The sequence below is a fragment of the Mesorhizobium sp. YM1C-6-2 genome, from assembly GCF_003666685.1.
Classification (GTDB): Bacteria; Pseudomonadota; Alphaproteobacteria; order Rhizobiales; family Rhizobiaceae; genus Mesorhizobium_K.
Genome location: NZ_RCIZ01000002.1, coordinates 243373 through 259704 on the forward strand (window position 1 = coordinate 243373; position 16332 = coordinate 259704).

The 16332-nt window shown below is 64.9% G+C and carries 17 protein-coding genes; 4 read left to right on the plus strand and 13 right to left on the minus strand.

The genetic code is table 11. From position 1 onward, the window contains the following. The 3 genes from D8676_RS06075 to D8676_RS06085 form a co-directional block, all read right to left on the minus strand. Positions 1-1116: an ABC transporter substrate-binding protein gene (locus D8676_RS06075; RefSeq protein WP_121579960.1), complete on the minus strand. Its 1116-nt coding sequence runs from the start codon at positions 1114-1116 to the stop codon at positions 1-3. A 43-nt stretch (positions 1117-1159) separates the two neighbouring features. Beyond that, positions 1160-2242: an ABC transporter ATP-binding protein gene (locus D8676_RS06080; protein WP_121579961.1), complete on the minus strand. Its 1083-nt coding sequence runs from the start codon at positions 2240-2242 to the stop codon at positions 1160-1162. Positions 2243-2351: 109 nt separating this feature from the next. After that, on the minus strand, positions 2352-3260 hold the full coding sequence (locus D8676_RS06085; protein WP_121579962.1) for a LysR substrate-binding domain-containing protein: 909 nt from the start codon (positions 3258-3260) through the stop codon (positions 2352-2354). A gap of 99 nt (positions 3261-3359) precedes the next feature. On the opposite strand from D8676_RS06085, the gene D8676_RS06090 reads away from it, so the two are divergent. The 3 genes from D8676_RS06090 to D8676_RS06100 all read left to right on the plus strand — a co-directional run bounded on the left by D8676_RS06090 (position 3360) and on the right by D8676_RS06100 (position 7309). After that, on the plus strand, positions 3360-4961 hold the full coding sequence (locus tag D8676_RS06090; protein ID WP_121579963.1) for an amidohydrolase: 1602 nt from the start codon (positions 3360-3362) through the stop codon (positions 4959-4961). 13 nt (positions 4962-4974) lie between these two features. After that, entirely contained in the window at positions 4975-5910 is a 936-nt protein-coding gene (locus D8676_RS06095) for a dimethylarginine dimethylaminohydrolase family protein (protein WP_121579964.1), read from the plus strand. A gap of 250 nt (positions 5911-6160) precedes the next feature. After that, positions 6161-7309, plus strand: a complete 1149-nt coding sequence (locus tag D8676_RS06100) for an amidohydrolase (RefSeq protein ID WP_121579965.1) — start codon at positions 6161-6163, stop codon at positions 7307-7309. Between the two features lie 146 nt (positions 7310-7455). On the opposite strand, the gene D8676_RS06105 is transcribed toward D8676_RS06100, so the two are convergent. The 6 genes from D8676_RS06105 to D8676_RS06130 form a co-directional block, all read right to left on the minus strand. Next, entirely contained in the window at positions 7456-7803 is a 348-nt protein-coding gene (locus tag D8676_RS06105) for a RidA family protein (RefSeq protein WP_121579966.1), read from the minus strand. 33 nt (positions 7804-7836) lie between these two features. Then, the gene (locus D8676_RS06110) at positions 7837-8967 is read right to left on the minus strand and encodes a pyridoxal-phosphate dependent enzyme (RefSeq protein ID WP_121579967.1); all 1131 of its coding nucleotides are present in this window, start codon (positions 8965-8967) and stop codon (positions 7837-7839) included. Position 8968: 1 nt separating this feature from the next. After that, entirely contained in the window at positions 8969-9700 is a 732-nt protein-coding gene (locus D8676_RS06115; RefSeq protein WP_183096997.1) for an amino acid ABC transporter ATP-binding protein, read from the minus strand. Between the two features lie 20 nt (positions 9701-9720). Next, positions 9721-10374, minus strand: a complete 654-nt coding sequence (locus tag D8676_RS06120) for an amino acid ABC transporter permease (RefSeq protein WP_121579968.1) — start codon at positions 10372-10374, stop codon at positions 9721-9723. 3 nt (positions 10375-10377) lie between these two features. Next, positions 10378-11043, minus strand: coding sequence for an amino acid ABC transporter permease (locus D8676_RS06125; protein ID WP_121579969.1), 666 nt, complete (start codon positions 11041-11043; stop codon positions 10378-10380). Between the two features lie 64 nt (positions 11044-11107). Beyond that, the gene (locus tag D8676_RS06130) at positions 11108-11923 is read right to left on the minus strand and encodes a transporter substrate-binding domain-containing protein (RefSeq protein ID WP_210210703.1); all 816 of its coding nucleotides are present in this window, start codon (positions 11921-11923) and stop codon (positions 11108-11110) included. A gap of 134 nt (positions 11924-12057) precedes the next feature. Between D8676_RS06130 and D8676_RS06135 the strand changes: the two genes are divergently transcribed. Further along, positions 12058-12816: an IclR family transcriptional regulator gene (locus tag D8676_RS06135; protein ID WP_121579970.1), complete on the plus strand. Its 759-nt coding sequence runs from the start codon at positions 12058-12060 to the stop codon at positions 12814-12816. Between the two features lie 86 nt (positions 12817-12902). Here the strand turns inward: D8676_RS06135 and D8676_RS06140 are convergent, their stop codons facing one another. From D8676_RS06140 to D8676_RS06155, 4 genes are read right to left on the minus strand one after another with little or no spacing between them, the layout of a single operon-like run. Beyond that, on the minus strand, positions 12903-13625 hold the full coding sequence (locus D8676_RS06140) for a GntR family transcriptional regulator (protein ID WP_121579971.1): 723 nt from the start codon (positions 13623-13625) through the stop codon (positions 12903-12905). Position 13626: 1 nt separating this feature from the next. Beyond that, positions 13627-14475 (minus strand): ABC transporter permease, encoded by an 849-nt coding sequence (locus D8676_RS06145; protein WP_121579972.1) that lies wholly within the window; start codon positions 14473-14475, stop codon positions 13627-13629. Then, a complete protein-coding gene (locus D8676_RS06150) occupies positions 14472-15293 on the minus strand; it encodes an ABC transporter ATP-binding protein (RefSeq protein ID WP_245426633.1) in 822 nt (273 codons plus the stop codon). Before D8676_RS06150 ends, D8676_RS06145 begins: the two co-directional genes overlap by 4 nt. Then, entirely contained in the window at positions 15290-16324 is a 1035-nt protein-coding gene (locus D8676_RS06155; RefSeq protein WP_121579973.1) for an ABC transporter substrate-binding protein, read from the minus strand. The genes D8676_RS06150 and D8676_RS06155 overlap by 4 nt, the downstream gene beginning before the upstream one ends. Positions 16325-16332: the final 8 nt, after the last annotated feature.

Consider the following 16332-nt stretch of genomic DNA (forward strand, 5'->3'; position numbering starts at 1 on the left):
TCAGGCGGAGATGATCTTGGTGTATTCGTCGAGCGCAGGCCCGTAATTGGCGGCATACCACTCCATGTCGAGGGTGATCTGCTTGGCCATGTTGGCCGGGTCGACCGGGTTGAAGTTCTTCTTGTCGGCGGGGACGAGCGCGTCGGCCGCCGGATTGGCCGGACCCTGCCCGAGCTTGTCGAACATGATGAGCTGCCGCTCGGGATCCTGGGCGCTGGCGATGAACTTCATCGCTGCGTCCTTGCCGCCGGGATTGCCCTTCAGGACGGCGAGCGCGCCGGGCGAGATCAGGCCTTGGTCCCAGATGAACTTGATCGATCCGCCCGAATCCTGCTCGATCAGCGAGGCGCGCGTCGACCACACGATGGCCATGGAGGCTTCGCCGTTGAGCAGCACGCTCTGGCTTTCGGCGCCGCCGCCCCAATAGGCGACGACGTTTTCCTTGAAGGCGGCGATCTTGTCATGCGCGCGCTTCAAGTCGAGCGGATAGAGGTCGGCGGGCGCCACGCCATCGGCGAGCAGCGCGGCTTCCCAGCTCGACACGCCCCATTTGTAAAGAGAACGCTTGCCGGGGAATTTCTCGACGTCGAAGAAATCCTTCATGCCGGTTGGGGCGGTGTCGCCGTATTTCTCGGAATCGTAGGCGATGACATAGGAGAAGAAGTAGGTCGAAGCGGCATAATCCCAGCCGAAGCCCGGCCGCATTTTCGACTTGTCGACGATGGCGTAGTCGATCGGCTCCAGCATGCCCTTGGCGCCGAGCGTGATCGCGGAGAACGGGTCGACGTCGACGAGGTCCCAGGTCGGCTTGCCGCTCTTGGCCTGCGCCTCGATCGCGCCTTCCGTCGGTCCGGAGCCGTCCATCTTGACGACGATGCCGGTCTCCTTGGTGAAGGGCTGGCCGTAGGCCGCGTCATAGGCGGTGATGGCGTCGCCGCCCCAGTTCACCAGCACCAGTTCCTTGGCCTGCGCGAAAGCCTCGCCCGAGCGCAGCAGCAATGGCGTGCCGGCGAGCACCAGCGCCGAGAGTTGCGTGAACTGGCGGCGGGAGATCTCGCCGCGGGCGGCTCTGCCGGCCAGCGACTCCACTGCCTGTTTCTTGAATTCGTTCGTCATGTCAGTTCCCCTTTTTCGTTGCTATCGACCGTTGCGGGCATCGCTACCTTGCCAGCAGTATGCCCCTTTCCGCCGGCCATGTGAGCCAGACCGAATTGCCGCCGCGCAAAGCCGTCGCGGCAACGTCGTTGGGTACGGAAACCGTGAGTCGGGTGCCCTGTCTGGTCAACAGGTCGAGCTTGGTGGCCGCGCCGAGATAGGTGGAGGCGGTGGTGGTCGCGACGATCCCATTCTCGCCTGACTCTGCCTCGCTCCTGATCGTCATATATTCGGGCCTGACCGCCAGCACGGCGTCGCCGGTCACGTCCGTGGCGCCGCGCACGGTGATTGTGCGGTCCTCGCAGAGGCCCGTCGCCGCGCCGTTCTCCTGCCGCACATTGTTGAGCGGCAGCATGTTGATCTCGCCGAGGAACTCGGCGACGAAGCGGTTCGCCGGCCGGTCGTAAACCTCTTCCGGGGTTCCCACCTGCAGCAGCTCGCCGTGATTGAAGATGGCGATACGCGAGGCGAGCGCCAGTGCCTCGCTCTGGTCGTGGGTGACGAAGACGAAGGTGGTGCCGGTCTCCTGGTGCAGGCGTTTCATCTCGGCCTGCATCTGGCCGCGCAGGCTCTTGTCCAGCGCCGAGAACGGTTCGTCGAGGAGGAGAACGCCCGGCTCGAACACCAGCGCCCTCGCCAGCGCGACGCGCTGCTGCTGGCCGCCTGAAAGCTGCGAGGGAAGCTTGGTTTCGTGGCCCTTCAGCCCGACGCGCGCGATCATCTCGGCGACGCGCTGCCTGATCTCTGCTGCGGGCCGCTTGCGTACCTTGAGCGGGAAGGCGATGTTGGCCTCGACGCTCATATGGGGGAAGAGCGCATAGCCCTGGAAGACCATGCCGGCGGCGCGCAGCTCAGCCGGCCGGTCGGTGATGTCGACGCCGTCGCTGAACAGCCGGCCGTCGCTTGGCGGCAGGAATCCGGCCAGGATCATCAGGAAGGTCGTCTTGCCCGATCCGGACGGGCCGAGCAGCGCCAGGAACTCGCCGCGACCGATGTCGAGCGTGAGGTCGTTCAGCGCGCGAAAGTGACCGAAGCTCTTGCCGATCCCGATCGCCTTGATTTCCGCTGCGCGAGCGTTCTTGGGCATCCACATTTCCTTGCCGATGGGAAAAGCGTACGGAGGCCGGGTTGCGTCCGCAACAGAAATATTTTCGCGCCTCCGGCAAATTTCATTCACCTGAAACTGTCGTCAGATTTCAATCATAGGCATTTCGCGCCACGGCTTCCGCCTCGATCAGCCGGGATTTGAGCCAATGTGCAAATGTCTTGAGCAGAGGCTGCTCGGCGCGCGAGTGCTCGGTGACGAGGTGATAGGAGCGGGTCGACTTGATGGCGTCGTCAAAAGGCCGGATCAACTGTCCTTCCTTCATGGCGGTCCGGCAGGTGAGTTCGTCGCCCATGGCGATGCCCTGGCCGGCGCTCGCGGCGGCGAAGACGAGGTTCATGTCGGAGAATACGATTCCGGATTGCGCATCAGGCGCCACCACGCGCGCCTGCGCCAGCCAGCGCGTCCAGTCCTCCTGGTCGCCGAGATGGAGCAAGGTCGCCCGGAATACGTCGGCCGGCTCCGACAGGCCGCCGAGCTTGTTGAGGAGCACGGGGCTGCACAACGGCGTGAACTCGACCTCGCAAAGCAGCTCGACCAGGCGATCCGGCCAGTTGCCGTCGCCGAAGGCTATGAAGATGTCTACGTCCGGACTGCTGACGTCGTCGAGCCGCCGCGGGGTTACGATGTGGAGGGCGATGTCCGGATAGAGCGCCTGGAACTCGCCGATATGCGTGCACAGCCACAGGGATGCGAAACCCGGCGTGCAACTGACGCAAAGCGAGCCGGCGAGCCCGCCCTGGCCGTGCTGCGAGCCGGCGTCGCCGAGCATGGCGAGCGCCTTGCGGACATCGCTTGCGTAGCGCTTGCCGCGGACGGTCAGTGCGACGCCCTTGCCAATGCGTTCGAGCAGCTCGAAGCCGAGGTCGCGCTCGAGCAGGCGCAACTGATGGCTGACCGCGCTGCGCGTCAGGCTGAGTTCGTCGGCGGCGCGCCAGACCGAGCCGTGCCGGGCAAAGCTGTCCAGCGCACGCAGCGCCTGCATGGAGGGTATACGCATGGCTCGGCCTCTTTGGTGAAGAAAATTTGCAGATAATGGCAAAACATATCACTTTTAGCGCGGCCTTTTCACTGATTACCTGTCGATCAGGAGGTGGCCATGAACACTTCAGCATCGAGAACCGCCGAGGCCGTCGTCGACGCGCGGCAGGCGGAGCTTTCCGGCTGGACCCGCCACATCTTCGATCTCGGCGAGACTGCCTGGCGGGAATATGAATCAGCGGCGTGGTATGTCGACAGGCTGAAGCGGGAAGGCTTCTCGGTCGAGGAAGGCTCCGGCGGCATGCCGACCGCCTTCTGCGCGCACTGGACGAACAAGGGGACCGGCGGCGCCGGCTCGGCCAATGGCCCGACCATCGGCATGTATGCCGAATATGACGGCGTGCCCGGCAACTGCCAGGACGCGGCGACGGTCAAGCGGCCCCGCACCGGCCTGAACGAGCATGCGGGCGGTCATACCGATCCGCATTCCGGCCTCGGCATGGGCTCGTTCGGCGGCCTGCTCGCCACCAAGGCGGCCATGGAGAAGCACGGCATTGCGGGAACGCTGCGCTTCACCGGCGAGCCGGCGGAGAAGGTGAGGGGGTCGAAGCCGATCCACGCCGCCAGGGGCTATTATGATGGCCTCGACGCGATGATCTCCTTCCATCCCTTCTACATGCTGCCGATGTGCAACACGGTGCGCTGGGAGACGCATTGCGGGGCCGCCTACGGGATGATCTACCGCTTTATCTGCGACGAGCCGGAAAACTGGACGCGGGGCGACGGCGCGCCGATCCCGCAGGCGCATTCGGCGGTGCGGGCGCCCGGCGCCAACGACGCGCTGATGCTCATGTACATGACGTCGAAGGCGCTGCGCGATTCCATGCTGACCTACCAGGGCGGCTGGTCGATGAGCGAGGCGATCCTGACTGCCGGCCAGGCGACGGCGGACAACCTGCCGGCCGGCCTCGCCGAGATACAATACATGCTGCGGGCGCCGACGGTCGCAATGGGAGAGCGGGTGGCGGCGCTGCTCGACCAGAACGCCGAGGCCACGGCGCGGATGACCGGGTGCCGCGTCGAGCGCCACTGGGTGACGAAATCGCGTCCAGGCCTCGCCAACCATGTCATGGCGCGCGTCACCTGGGATGCGCTGAAAACGGTCGGCGCGCCGCGCTGGAGCGAGAAAGCAAAGGCAATCGCGCGCGAAATCCAGCTCAATGCCGGCGGGCAGGCGACGGACGAGCCGTTCCTGCCCGAATGCGAGCGGCTGATCGACCCGGAAGCGGCGGAGGCGATCCTGCGGCGCGACCTGCCGCCCTCGCAGATCAACTCGACCTCCGACGACTACACCGACATGAGCTGGCATGCGCCGACCTGCCGCTTCTACATCGCGCGGCCGGCGCTCGCGGCGCAGCCTGATGTCGCCTGGCCGGGCTGGGCGATGAATGCGCTCGGCGGCATTCCCGAGACGATCGACCCGATGGTGACATGCGCCGCCAAGACGGTGGCGCTGACGGCATTGCGGCTGCTCGAGGACAAGGCCGCGCGCGATGCGGCAAAGGCGGAGTTTGTCGAGCGCACCGGCGGCGGGATCGGCGGCGACAAATGGCTCGCGCCGCTCTGCGACTACGATCCGCCCATCCATTTCCGCTGGCCGGAATATGTCACCACGCCGCGCGGCCGCGACTGGTGGATACCGACCGTTCCCAACGCATGAAGAGGAGACCGACATGACACGGCATGAAACCATCGCTGCTGCGGAGCCCTTTTCGCTGCAGCGCCGCAACCCGGCCGGCGGCACCAAGCCGCTGGCCGGCTGGGGCTTCCGCAACGAGACCGACCAGCTTACTGACGTGCTGCTCGGCTCGCCGGCCTTCCTGCGCCATCTCGCGACCAGCTCGCTGTCGCGCAAGCATCTGCGCGAGGCGCCCTGCAACATCCAGACGGCGCAGGCCCAGCACAAGGACCTGGTCGCCGCTTACGAGAATTTCGGCGTCAAGGTGCACTGGCACGAGCCGTCGCCGGAACTGCCGATGCAGGTCTATTCGCGCGATTCCAGCGTGATGACGCCGTATGGCGCCGTCATCACCGCCATGGCCAACTGGTGGCGGCGCGGCGAGAATTACGCAGCGATCCGCACCTATGAGAAGCTCGGCATCCCGATCTACGACATGGTGACGGCAGGCACCTTCGAGGGCGGCGACTTCAACGTCATCGAGGACGGCGTGGTGCTGATCGGCTGCGGCGGCGCGCGCACGCAGGAGGAGGGCGCCCGCCAGGTACAGGACTGGTTCGAGAAGGAAGGCTGGGAGACGCGGCTTGCCTTCATCGACGAATATTACGTGCATATCGACCTGATGGTGGTGCCGATCGCCGAAAAGCTCACCGCCGTCTGTCTCGCCTGCACCGAGCCCGGCATCGTCGACTGGCTGAAGGGCAAGGGCCACGAGATCATCGACGTGCCGTTCCAGGACACGATGGCGCTCGGCTGCAACTTCATGTCGCTCGGCAAGGACAGGGTGATCGCGCCGACCGTGTCGAAGACGCTGATCGAGAAGCTCAAGGCGCGCGGCTTCGATGTCGCGGCGGTCAACATGAGCGAGATCTCCAAGACCGGCGGCGGCATTCACTGCATGGCGCAGGCGCTGAAGCGCGTGCCTGCCTGAGCAGCCGGCAGGCGCGCGGATAAATCGATCGCGACGGCTCCGCGCTGCGGAGCCCGATGGCAGCGCGCGCCGCCGATTCCCGGCGCACGCTCCGAGATCGCTGTCAGTACCGCTATATCCCTTGCGTCGAATGGCCCGACAAGCTTGTCTCGCATGTCGGAGGATTCTTCATTACTTCCTGCCCGGGAGAAGACGATGAGCGGACCCTTCGCTGCGGGCTGCCGCCTCACGACCGGACTGGGGAAGCATCATGGAACTGACCAATCAGGACATCTCGGATCTCGTCGCATTCCGGCGTGAGCTTCACCGCTATCCGGAAGTCTCCAACGAGGAGGAACAGACGGCGAGACGCGTCGTGGAGTTTTTGGCGGGAACCGGCCCGGCCGAGGTGCTCACCGGGCTCGGCGGCCACGGCGTCGCGATGGTCTACGAAGGCGAGCAGCCTGGGCCGACCGTCCTGTTCCGCAGCGAACTCGACGCGCTGCCCATCGAGGAGCTGTCTGAGATCCCGCACCGGTCGCTGGTGCCCGGCAAGTCGCATATGTGCGGCCATGACGGGCACTCCACCATTCTGGCGGCGCTCGCCCGGCAGTTCGGCCGCCGGCCGCCGGCGCGCGGGCGGGTCGTGCTGATGTTCCAGCCGGCCGAGGAAACCGGAGACGGAGCCGTCGGCGTGGTTGCCGATCCGCGCTACCAGAGGATCCGGCCTGACTTTGCCTTCTCGCTTCACAACCTGCCCGGCACGCCGCTCGGCCATGTCCGTCTCAAGCCCGGTGTCGTCAACTGCGCGTCACGCGGCATGCGCATCACGCTGCAAGGCAGGACGGCCCATTCCTCCATGCCGGAAAACGGCGTCTCGCCGATGCTCGCGGTGAGCCGGCTGATGCCGGCGCTTTCAAAGCTCGGTGGCGGCAGCTTTCACGATGACGATTTCGCCATGGTGACGGTCGCCCACGCCTCGATGGGAGAGCCGGTCTTCGGCATCGCGCCCGGCCATGCGGAGATACTGGCCACGCTCCGCACGCGGCTCGACGAGCGCATGGCGGATTTGTGCGCGTCGGCGGAAGCGCTGGTGCGCGACGCCGCCGAGGAGAACGGTCTGCGCCATGCCGTCGACTATCACGAGATATTCGTCGCCAGCCTCAACGATCCGGAGGCGGTTGCACATCTGCGTGCGGCGCTCGACGCTGAAAACATCCCGCATGACGAGGAGCAACTGCCGATGCGCGCCTCGGAGGATTTCGGCGTCTTCGGCCACTCGTCGAAATCGGCGATGTTTTTCCTCGGCGCCGGCGTCGACCGGCCGTCGCTGCACAATCCGGACTACGATTTCCCGGACGATCTGATCGCGATAGGGGCGCGCATCTTCATGCGCACCGCCCGTAACCTGCTCGGGTGAGGGCGCTGGACATGTCCGGGCCGCCGTTCGCGGCTGCCGCGCCGTAGGTGGAGGCGGATATGGCAAATGCAATTGCCATATCCGGAAGGCGTCGAGACGTGCAGTCGATGCATCTCATGGAAAGGGCAGAACCCTTAAACCTCCCGTCAGGCGATATAGCCGACCGCCGTCATTTCCACCCGGATGTTGGGATCCGCCAGGCGGCCTTCCACGCAGGCGCGGGCCGGCGGACGCGACGGGTCGATCCACTTGTCGTAGACGGAGTTCATGCGGTCGAAATCGCTGATCGCAGCGAGGAAAATATTGACCGACACCAGTTGCGATTTGTTGCTGCCCGCCTGCGCGAGCAGCGCGTCGATCTTTGCCAGCACCTGCCTGGTCTGGTCCTCGAGAGAGGTGGTGCGATCGTCGGGAACCTGACCGGCGATGTGAATGAATCCTCCGTGAACTACGGCCTGGCTCATCCTCGAGCCGACGTCAAAGTGCTTGGTCATTGGAATTCCTCATTTGCTCATTTCGACGAGCCATCATGCTTGCGAAGACGGCGCGTTTACCCAGCGGCCTGAAATCAGGCTGCTGATCCGGCCGGCCATCGCGGCCTGCTCGGGATTCTGATCCGGCGCGGGAACGTCGCCGCGGTAGGTATGCTTGAAGCCGGATGCGGTGATCACACAAACGGCTGGTCCGGCCAGCTTGGCGGTCCTTCTCATCAGGAAGGCCACGCCGGCAGACGCCGAAAGCTCCGCGTCCACGCCGTCCCACTGGAACAGCGCCGAACGCGCCGCCTGCATTTCCGCGTCCGAAACCGCTTCGGCCAGTCCGCCGCTTTCGCGTATCAGCCGCAACGTGTAGGTCCCGTCCTGAGGATAGCCGTTCAGTCTGTCGGTGATGGAGGTGGCGGCCGTCTTCACCTCGCCCTGCCAGGGCACGACGGTGTCGCTGCCCTCGCGATAGGCCTTGGTGATCGGACAGCAGGCGTCCGGCTGGACGGCGACAAGGGCCGGAAGTCCGCCGTTCGTTTCCTGAGCGACGCCGTGGCCGGCGCCAACAAGCACGGGGCCCGCGCTTATCGGCGCGATAACGGTCGTCGGAGCAGCACCGAGCTGACGGACGGCTTCCACGCCGATCATCCGGCACGCCCATTCGGCGATGGGCGAGGCGAAGGTCGAATAGAGCTGGATGAGCCCAAGTTCCGCCGCCACGCGGTCTGCCGCGGCATAGGCTTCGCTGGGGTCCTGACCGGCTTCGATGACGACGGCTCCGCGCGCGACGACCGGCGCTATACGCTCGCTTGCGGTTCCCCTGGGAACGATGGCGTAGACGGGCAGGCCCTGGCTGGCGCCGGCGGCCGCCGCCGACAGCGCCGCGTTTCCGCTGGAGGGCACCACGGCGCCGAGCGGGCTCGCCTGCATGGCGCGGGCGACCGCAACGCGCATGATGCGGTCCTTGAAGGAGCCCGTCAGCGAGCCGTTCTCATATTTCAGGTAGACGTTCTCCAGGCCCGGAATGCGGCTGCGGATCAGCGGCGTTCCCGGCCAGCGCAGAGCCTGCGCATCGGCATCCGTTATCGGCTGCCGCACGATGCGAATGCCGCCGCAACGGCAATAGCCGACCGATTCCGGGGTCTCGGTTCCGCAAGTCGAGCAGACGGTCAGCATGTCAATGTTCCGTCAGGCGGCGCATGAACTGCTGGATGCGGGGGTCGGTCGGCCGCACCAGAATGTCTTCCGGCGTGCCGTCGGCGAGCACGCTGCCCTTGTCCATGAAGAGAACGCGGTCGGCGACCTCGCGCGCGAAATTCATCTCATGCGTGACCACGAGCATTGTCATGCCGCTCTCGGCGAGAGAACGCATCACGCCGAGCACCTCGCCGACCAGCTCCGGATCGAGCGCCGAAGTGGCTTCGTCGAAAAGCATGATGCGCGGGTCCATCGCGAGCGCCCGCGCGATGGCGACGCGCTGCTGCTGTCCGCCCGAAAGCTGGCTCGGATAGGAGCCCCACTTTTCCTCGAGCCCGACACGCGCCAGCAGTTCCCGCGCTCTTTTCTCCGCTTCGGACTTGTCCCTGCGCAGCACCAGCCGCTGCGCCAGCATGACGTTGCCGCCGACCGTCAGATGCGAGAACAGGTTGAACTGCTGGAAGACCATGCCGACCTGCTTGCGGACTTCGCGCAGGCCCTGGAGCGACGCAGTCGAGACGCCGTCGACCTCGATCGTCCCCTTTTCGATCGGTTCGAGACCGTTGATGACGCGCAGCAGGGTGCTCTTGCCCGAGCCGCTCGGGCCGATGACGGCGGCAACCTGGCCTGCCTCGACGGACATGTTTATTCCGTTGAGCACGGTCAGCGCGCCGAAGCGCTTGTGCACGTTGTTCATTGTCAACAGGGGCATTGGGAGAAGTCCTTGCGGAATTATGCGCCGTTGCGCGCCAGGCGGCGTTCCAGCCACTCGCTGAATTTCGAGATCGGGAAGCAGATGATGAAATAGAGAATGCCCACGACGAGGAAGATCTCGAGCGGCCTGCCATATTGCAGGACAAGCTCCATCGCGCGGCGCATCAGCTCGTTGTAGCCGATCACCGTCGCAAGCGACGTGTCCTTGATGACGGAGACATAGACGCCGACGAGCGGCGGCAGCGCTACGCGCAACGCCTGCGGCGCGATGACGTAGGTCAGCCGCTGTACGAAAGTGAGGCCGAGCGCCGTCGATGCCTCCACCTGGCCGCGCGGCACTGCCTCGACGCCGGCGCGGAACACTTCGGCGACGTAGGCGCCCGTGTAGAGCGAGATCGCGCTGAAGGCGGCCCAGAACTTGTCGACGTTCACGCCGAGCATCGGCAGTCCGAAATAGACGAAGAACAACTGCATCAAGAGCGGGGTGCCGCGGAACAGTTCGACATAGGCGCGAAGCACGACGTTCAGGATGCCGACATTGAGCGTGCGCAGGACAGCGACGATCGCGCCGACCAGCGTGCCCACCACGACGGCGATCGTCGACAGCAGCAGGGTCGTGAGGAAGCTGTCGAGCAGCAGCCAGCGGGCGTTCCAGACGGGTGTGAAATCCATCGTTCAGCTCCGTGACGCGCGCGGGAACAGCCAGCGTGCGAGCAGCGCCAGACCGATGGAGCAGCTCAGCGTGAGCGCCAGATAGATAAGGGTCGAGAAGGAGTAGACCTCGATCGTCAGGAAGGTCCGCGAGCTGATCTCGTTCGTCTCGCCGGTGAGCTCGGGCACCGCGATGACCGACAGCAGCGAGGAACCGAGAAGGGTCGCCAGGAACATGTTCGAAAGCGCAGGGAAGACCGCGCGAAGCGAAACCGGAATGACGACCCAGATCAATGTCTGGACCTTGCTCAGGGCGAGAGCGGTCGCCGCTTCGCGATGCCCCTTGGGGACCGCGATCACGCCGGCCCGGAAGATCTCTGCGAGGTAGGCCCCGACATTCAGGCCGAGGCCCAGAACGCCGGCCGTCACCGCGCTGAAGCGCAGGCCGAGGCTGGGGAGGCCGTAGAAGATGATGAATATCTGCAGCAGCACGGGGGTGTTGCGCATCACCTCGACATAGACGGTCGAGGCCCAGCGGACCGGGGCGACCCGGCTGATGCGTCCCGCGCAGACGAGGAGACCGACCGCGATGGCGATTGCGAACGCCAGTCCCGTGATCACCAGTGTCAGGCCCGCACCCTTCAGGAGCTGGCCGTAGAAGGTGGTGATAGATCCCCAATCCAGAAACACGCGCTATTCTCCATCGTGCAGGCACGGCAACCGCCGCGCCTGCACCTGATCTCGAAGATACCGATCAGAACTGCGGATTGACCGGAGCGGGCATGTCCGCGTCGAACCACTTGCGATACAGCTCGCGGCCCTTTCCGCTGGTGTTCAGCTCGAAGACGAACATGTTGACCCAGTTGAGCCACTCCTGGTCGCCGCGCTGCACGCCGATGCTGTTGTAGTCGATGAGGTTGCCGAAGGCGGGATCGATGATCACCTTGAGGTTGCCGGCGAGCTTGGCCTGATAGTTCAGGAAGTTGCCGTCTTCGATCATGGCGTCGACCTGGCCCTGCTTGAGCGCCAGAAGCGCAGCGGCCGAGCTGTCGAAGCGCTGGATGTCGGCGCCCGGAACCGCGGCCGAGAAGGCAGCGTCCTGCGTCGTGCCCTTGATGACGGCGACGCGCTTGCCGTCGAGATCGGTAGCTTTGGCCGCCGTGCTGTCCGACGGCACCGCGATCGCCATGACGACTGCGGTGATGTACGGGTCGCTGAAGCTGATGACCTTGGCCCGCTCGGAGTTGCGCGTGAACTGGCCGATGATCATGTCGACCTTGTCCGTGCGCAGGTTCGGGATGCGGTCGGCGGCCGTGGTGTCGACGATCTCGAGCTCGGCGCCGAGACGCTCGGCGGCCAGCTTGGCGACGTCGACGTCGAACCCGTCGGGCTCGCCGGCTTCGTTCTTCATGCCGAAGGGCGGCAGGCTGAGGATGATGCCGACCCGAAGCTGCTTCGAAGAGATGATCTTGTCGAGGCGGGATTCCTGCGCCGATGCCGGGCCAGCCATCGTCAGCGCGATACCGAGCGCCGCCGCGGAGAGCGCGGCAGCCTTAAGGATGCTTCTCAATTTTTTCTCCCTGTGTGTCTGTTATACCGGACAACTTGTCGGTATAGCGGACGTTCTTAATTTTAACGCGCGCCTGACGCAAGGGTGATTGTTGTTGTAAGGGTGCGACCAGATTGCATATCCAGGCGACCAGCATGACGACTCAGACGGTGAGGGCTCGGGGCATAGACCGGGCCGTCGAGATACTGGAATATCTGCGGGCGACGCGGCAGCCGATCGGCATCGGCGACCTCGCGCGCCGACTGAAGGCGCCCCGCTCTTCCCTGTACGAGATCGTCGACAGCCTCGTTCAGGCCGGCATTCTCGAGATCGCGGACGAGCAGGGGAGGATCTTCTTCGGCAGTTCGGTCTATTTCTACGCCGACGCCTATCTGGCCTCGCAACCGCTGGTGCGCAGCGGGCGCGACGAGGTGATCCGCCTGGCGGAAATCACCGGCGAGACCGCACAGCTCTGCATCCTTCTTGGCAACAAATATACAGTGGCCTACATGCAGCCCGGCTCGAGGCTGTTCCGCATCAGCTCGGAAACGGGGGTCCTGGTGCCGATACCCTGGACGGCGTCAGGACGGGTTCTGCTCGGCGACATGACGGAAGAGCAGGTGCGCGCTTTCTTGCCCCCGGAAGATTTTGTGCTTCCCAATGGCAGGAAGATAGAGTTCGGTGAATTCCTGGACGACCTGCGCCTGGCGCATGACCGGGGTTATGCCGTGACGACCAGCCTCGCCGACGAATTCACCTGCTGCCTCGCGGCGCCGATCCCCGACCAGATCACCGGCCGGCCGCTGGCCACGCTGTGCTTCGTGGTTCCCGTCCATACGCCCGACGAGAGACGCGCCGAACTCGTCCAACTGCTGATCGACAGCAGCCGAACGATTTCGACGAGGCTTTCTTGACTTACGCCAAGGGGCGGGCGGCTAACGGGAGAGATCGGAGACTCCCTCTGTCCCTGTGAGGCTTGTAAACCCCTCAGCGCCTCGGTTCACGTGCGATCCGGCGCGCTTTCCGATTGCTGTTCGCCGATCACCAGCCGAAGGCCCTCAAGGGTCGTCGTGTAGTGCTCGGCAAGTAATGCACAGGCCCGCGCCGCATCGTGCTCAAGCACCGCGTCGAGGATGCCCTGATGCTCCGCCGCCGCGCCTTCCCGCCGCAGCCTGCTCGGATTGGTGTTCATCGACAGGCTGCGATAGCGGACCGCCTGGTCCATCAACGTCGAGCAGAAGCCGAGCAGCCAGCGGGAGCCGCAGCGCGACAACAGGAGCAGGTGAAACTCCTTGTGGCGGATTTCCCACTCCTCCGACACCTCCCGTCCGACCTCGGACGGCAATCGTCTCTGCGTGCGGGCAAGCCGGTGATAGCTGACGACGAGCGCGTCCTCCCACGACTCGTCTCCGCGTTCCATGGATTCCGTCAACGCCTTGGTTTCCAGCCAGATGCGCGTCTTTACCAGCTCTTCGAGGTCGGTGATCGAGATGGTCTGGACGAAGAAGCCGCGATTGCTCTTGCGGTAGACCAGTCCTTCCGACGACAGCCTGTTCAGCGCCTCGCGCACCGGCACCGTGCCGATGGCGTATCGCTCGGAGATCGCCTCGATCTGCAGTTTCGCATCTGGAAACAGGGCGCCGTGCAGGATGTCGTGACGGATCCTGTCATAGGCCTGCTCGGACAGGCTTTTGCCCTCCGCCACTGTTTCGACAAGGCTCATCTTAGCCAATGGCCCCGGGCTGATCCGACTTGTTCCAGAACACCAGGCGCCGCTGCACCCACACCACGGTGAAGTAGAGCGCCAGGCCAAGCAGGCTGAGATAGATGATCAACGCGAAGACGCGTGGCGTGTTCATCTGGCTCGCCGATTGGCGAATGAGGGCTCCAAAACCTTTTCCTCCACCCAGGAATTCTCCCATGATCGCACCGGCCATCACGCCCACGGCCGCGATCTTGAGGCCGGTGAAGATATAGGGCAAGCCCGTCGGCAGCTTCAGTCGAAGCAGCGTCTGCATCCGCGAGGCCCCTATCGACTTGAACAGCATGCGTTCGTTCTCGCTCGCGGCATAAAGCCCGGCGGCGGTCGCCACGACGATCGGGAAAGTGGCGATGAACGCCGCAAGGGCGACCTTGGACGAGATGTCGAATCCCAGCCATGCGATGAAGAGCGGCGCGAAAGCCACCTTCGGCATGGTGTCGATCGCCACCAGGTAGGGCATCACCGCACGCTCGCCGAACTTGGTCTCGCCGACCAGGACGCCGAGCGAAAAGCCGATCGCCGTCGCGATGAGGAAAGCGTAGAACACGGTGAGCGTCGTGGTCCACAGCGCTTCCAGCATGTACTGGCCCGAAATCAGGTTCTGCCCGACGAAGATCAGGTCCGCCAGCGTTTCTGCGGGGCTCGGCAGGATGATGGGCGAGACCCAGCCCATGCGGGTGACCAGATCCCAGATTGCCACGACCACGATGAACAGCAGCGCCATCGCCACGCTGCGCGGAATGCGGTCGATCAGCGCGTCCTTCTCTATCCAGACGGTATCGGCATTGGACACATCGGACACGTTGCTCATACGAAAGCCTCCTTGCCCAAAAGGTCGCGGATATGCGCCACGATCTCGCCGAAACGGGGCGTGTTGATCATCTCCAGCGTGCGCGGGCGCGGCAGATCGATCTTCACCTCCTCGATCACGCGGCCCGGCCGTGGCTTCATGACCAGGATGCGGTCGGACAGGATGACGGCTTCGGCGAGCGAATGGGTGACCAGGAAAGCCGTTGCCTGCCGCTCCATGCAGATACGCTGCAGCTCCATGTTCATGAAGTCGCGCGTCAGCTCGTCAAGCGCCGAGAACGGCTCGTCGAGAAGCAACACCGCAGGATCCGCGACGAGCATGCGGCAGATCGAGGCGCGCTGCGCCATGCCGCCTGACAGCTCGCCCGGATAGACATTCGCGAAATCGCCGAGGCCGACCAGGCGAAGCAGTTCGAGCGCACGGCCCGAAGCGGCTTTTGCCGCGCTGCGGCCGTTCCTGATCTCGATTGGCAGCACGATGTTCTCGAGCGTGGTCTTCCACGGCAGGAGGGTCGCCTGCTGGAACATCATGCCGATATCCGCGCGCGGACCGAGCACCGGCTTGCCTTCGAGCACCACGCGGCCCGTCGTGGGTGGCAGCAGGCCGGCCATGATCTTCAGCAGGGTGGATTTGCCGCAGCCTGACGATCCCACCACCGAGACGAATTCGCCCCTGTGCAGCGAGAGGTTCACCCCTTGTAGGGCAACCAGTTCGTTGCGCGCATATGTCTTCGAAAGCCGCTGGATCTCATAGACCGGCCGCTCTGTCGAGGCGGCCGGTCCCGGATCCCCCGGACGAGGGATCACGATTGTTGTCACGCGTTCCAACCCTCGACGAATTCGTTGGTGTAGACCGCCGAGAGATCGGGGAGGGCCGCCGGGAGCGCTCCCGACGCGACCGCCGAATCGTGGATCATCTTCCAGTGCTCCGGCGGCTGGTAGCCGTAGCCCTTGGCGACGAAGGCCTCCGTCGGGGTCATGCGATCGATGACGCCCTGCAGAAGCGATGCGGCGAAATCCTTGTCCTCGCCTTCCTGCGGGTTGCCGGCCGCGCAATGCGCCAGCGTCTTGTCCTTGTTGGCGGGGTCGATGGCGAAACGCATGCCGCGCACCAGCACCTTGCCGAACTTCGGGGCCAGATCCGGCGTGGCGGCCATCTGCGATTCCAGCATGGCGATGCCGTTGCCGAAGAAGCCGAGATAGGCTTCCGGCGTGATCTCGCGAAGCTTCAGGCCGCGCGCGCCGAGGATTGCCGCGTCCGACACCGCGCCGGCATAGCAGGCTACCTCGTCGCGCAGGAATGCGACCGCGGCGGTGCCGCCATCGCCGACCGGCAGGAAGGTGTAGTCGTCGCCCTCGTTGAGGCCGACATCCGTCATGATGGCGCGGGTGAAGGAGACTTCGGCGCCGTCGGCAGTGCCGACCCCGATCACCTTGCCCTTCAGGTCTTCCGGCTTCTGGAACTGGCTGTCATCTTTCACCAGCAGGCCGAAGACCGACTTGGGATAGAGATTGTAGAGGAACTTGATGTCGACGCCGCGTGCCCGGGCGCCGAGCGTCGGCCCGGGGCCGGGCGCGCCGATCTGGGCCTGGCCGGCCGACATGGCCTGCATGCAGGCCGAGGAGCCGTCGACGGCCTCCAGCGTGGGCGAAAGTCCTTCTTCCCCGAAATACCCCTCGCCAAGGGCTGCCCAATAAGGGAGCCACGTCAGCGCCGAGGGATTGGGCACGACAAAGGTGATGGCCGTCTGCGCACGGACAATCGCAGGCATGCCGATGACCGCGCCGGCCAAGCCGCCGGCCGCCAATTTTCCGAAACTACGACGCGATAGATTGAAGCCTCGCTTCATCGAAAGAT

What these genes read in the sequence shown, in the direction of transcription:
- D8676_RS06075 (WP_121579960.1), bottom strand. Translation starts at nt 1,116, where the DNA reads ATGACGAACGAATTCAAGAAACAGGCAGTGGAGTCGCTGGCCGGCAGA.
- D8676_RS06080 (WP_121579961.1), bottom strand. Translation starts at nt 2,242, where the DNA reads ATGCCCAAGAACGCTCGCGCAGCGGAAATCAAGGCGATCGGGATCGGC.
- D8676_RS06085 (WP_121579962.1), bottom strand. Translation starts at nt 3,260, where the DNA reads ATGCGTATACCCTCCATGCAGGCGCTGCGTGCGCTGGACAGCTTTGCC.
- D8676_RS06090 (WP_121579963.1), top strand. Translation starts at nt 3,360, where the DNA reads ATGAACACTTCAGCATCGAGAACCGCCGAGGCCGTCGTCGACGCGCGG.
- D8676_RS06095 (WP_121579964.1), top strand. Translation starts at nt 4,975, where the DNA reads ATGACACGGCATGAAACCATCGCTGCTGCGGAGCCCTTTTCGCTGCAG.
- D8676_RS06100 (WP_121579965.1), top strand. Translation starts at nt 6,161, where the DNA reads ATGGAACTGACCAATCAGGACATCTCGGATCTCGTCGCATTCCGGCGT.
- D8676_RS06105 (WP_121579966.1), bottom strand. Translation starts at nt 7,803, where the DNA reads ATGACCAAGCACTTTGACGTCGGCTCGAGGATGAGCCAGGCCGTAGTT.
- D8676_RS06110 (WP_121579967.1), bottom strand. Translation starts at nt 8,967, where the DNA reads ATGCTGACCGTCTGCTCGACTTGCGGAACCGAGACCCCGGAATCGGTC.
- D8676_RS06115 (WP_183096997.1), bottom strand. Translation starts at nt 9,700, where the DNA reads ATGCCCCTGTTGACAATGAACAACGTGCACAAGCGCTTCGGCGCGCTG.
- D8676_RS06120 (WP_121579968.1), bottom strand. Translation starts at nt 10,374, where the DNA reads ATGGATTTCACACCCGTCTGGAACGCCCGCTGGCTGCTGCTCGACAGC.
- D8676_RS06135 (WP_121579970.1), top strand. Translation starts at nt 12,058, where the DNA reads ATGACGACTCAGACGGTGAGGGCTCGGGGCATAGACCGGGCCGTCGAG.
- D8676_RS06140 (WP_121579971.1), bottom strand. Translation starts at nt 13,625, where the DNA reads ATGAGCCTTGTCGAAACAGTGGCGGAGGGCAAAAGCCTGTCCGAGCAG.
- D8676_RS06145 (WP_121579972.1), bottom strand. Translation starts at nt 14,475, where the DNA reads ATGAGCAACGTGTCCGATGTGTCCAATGCCGATACCGTCTGGATAGAG.
- D8676_RS06155 (WP_121579973.1), bottom strand. Translation starts at nt 16,324, where the DNA reads ATGAAGCGAGGCTTCAATCTATCGCGTCGTAGTTTCGGAAAATTGGCG.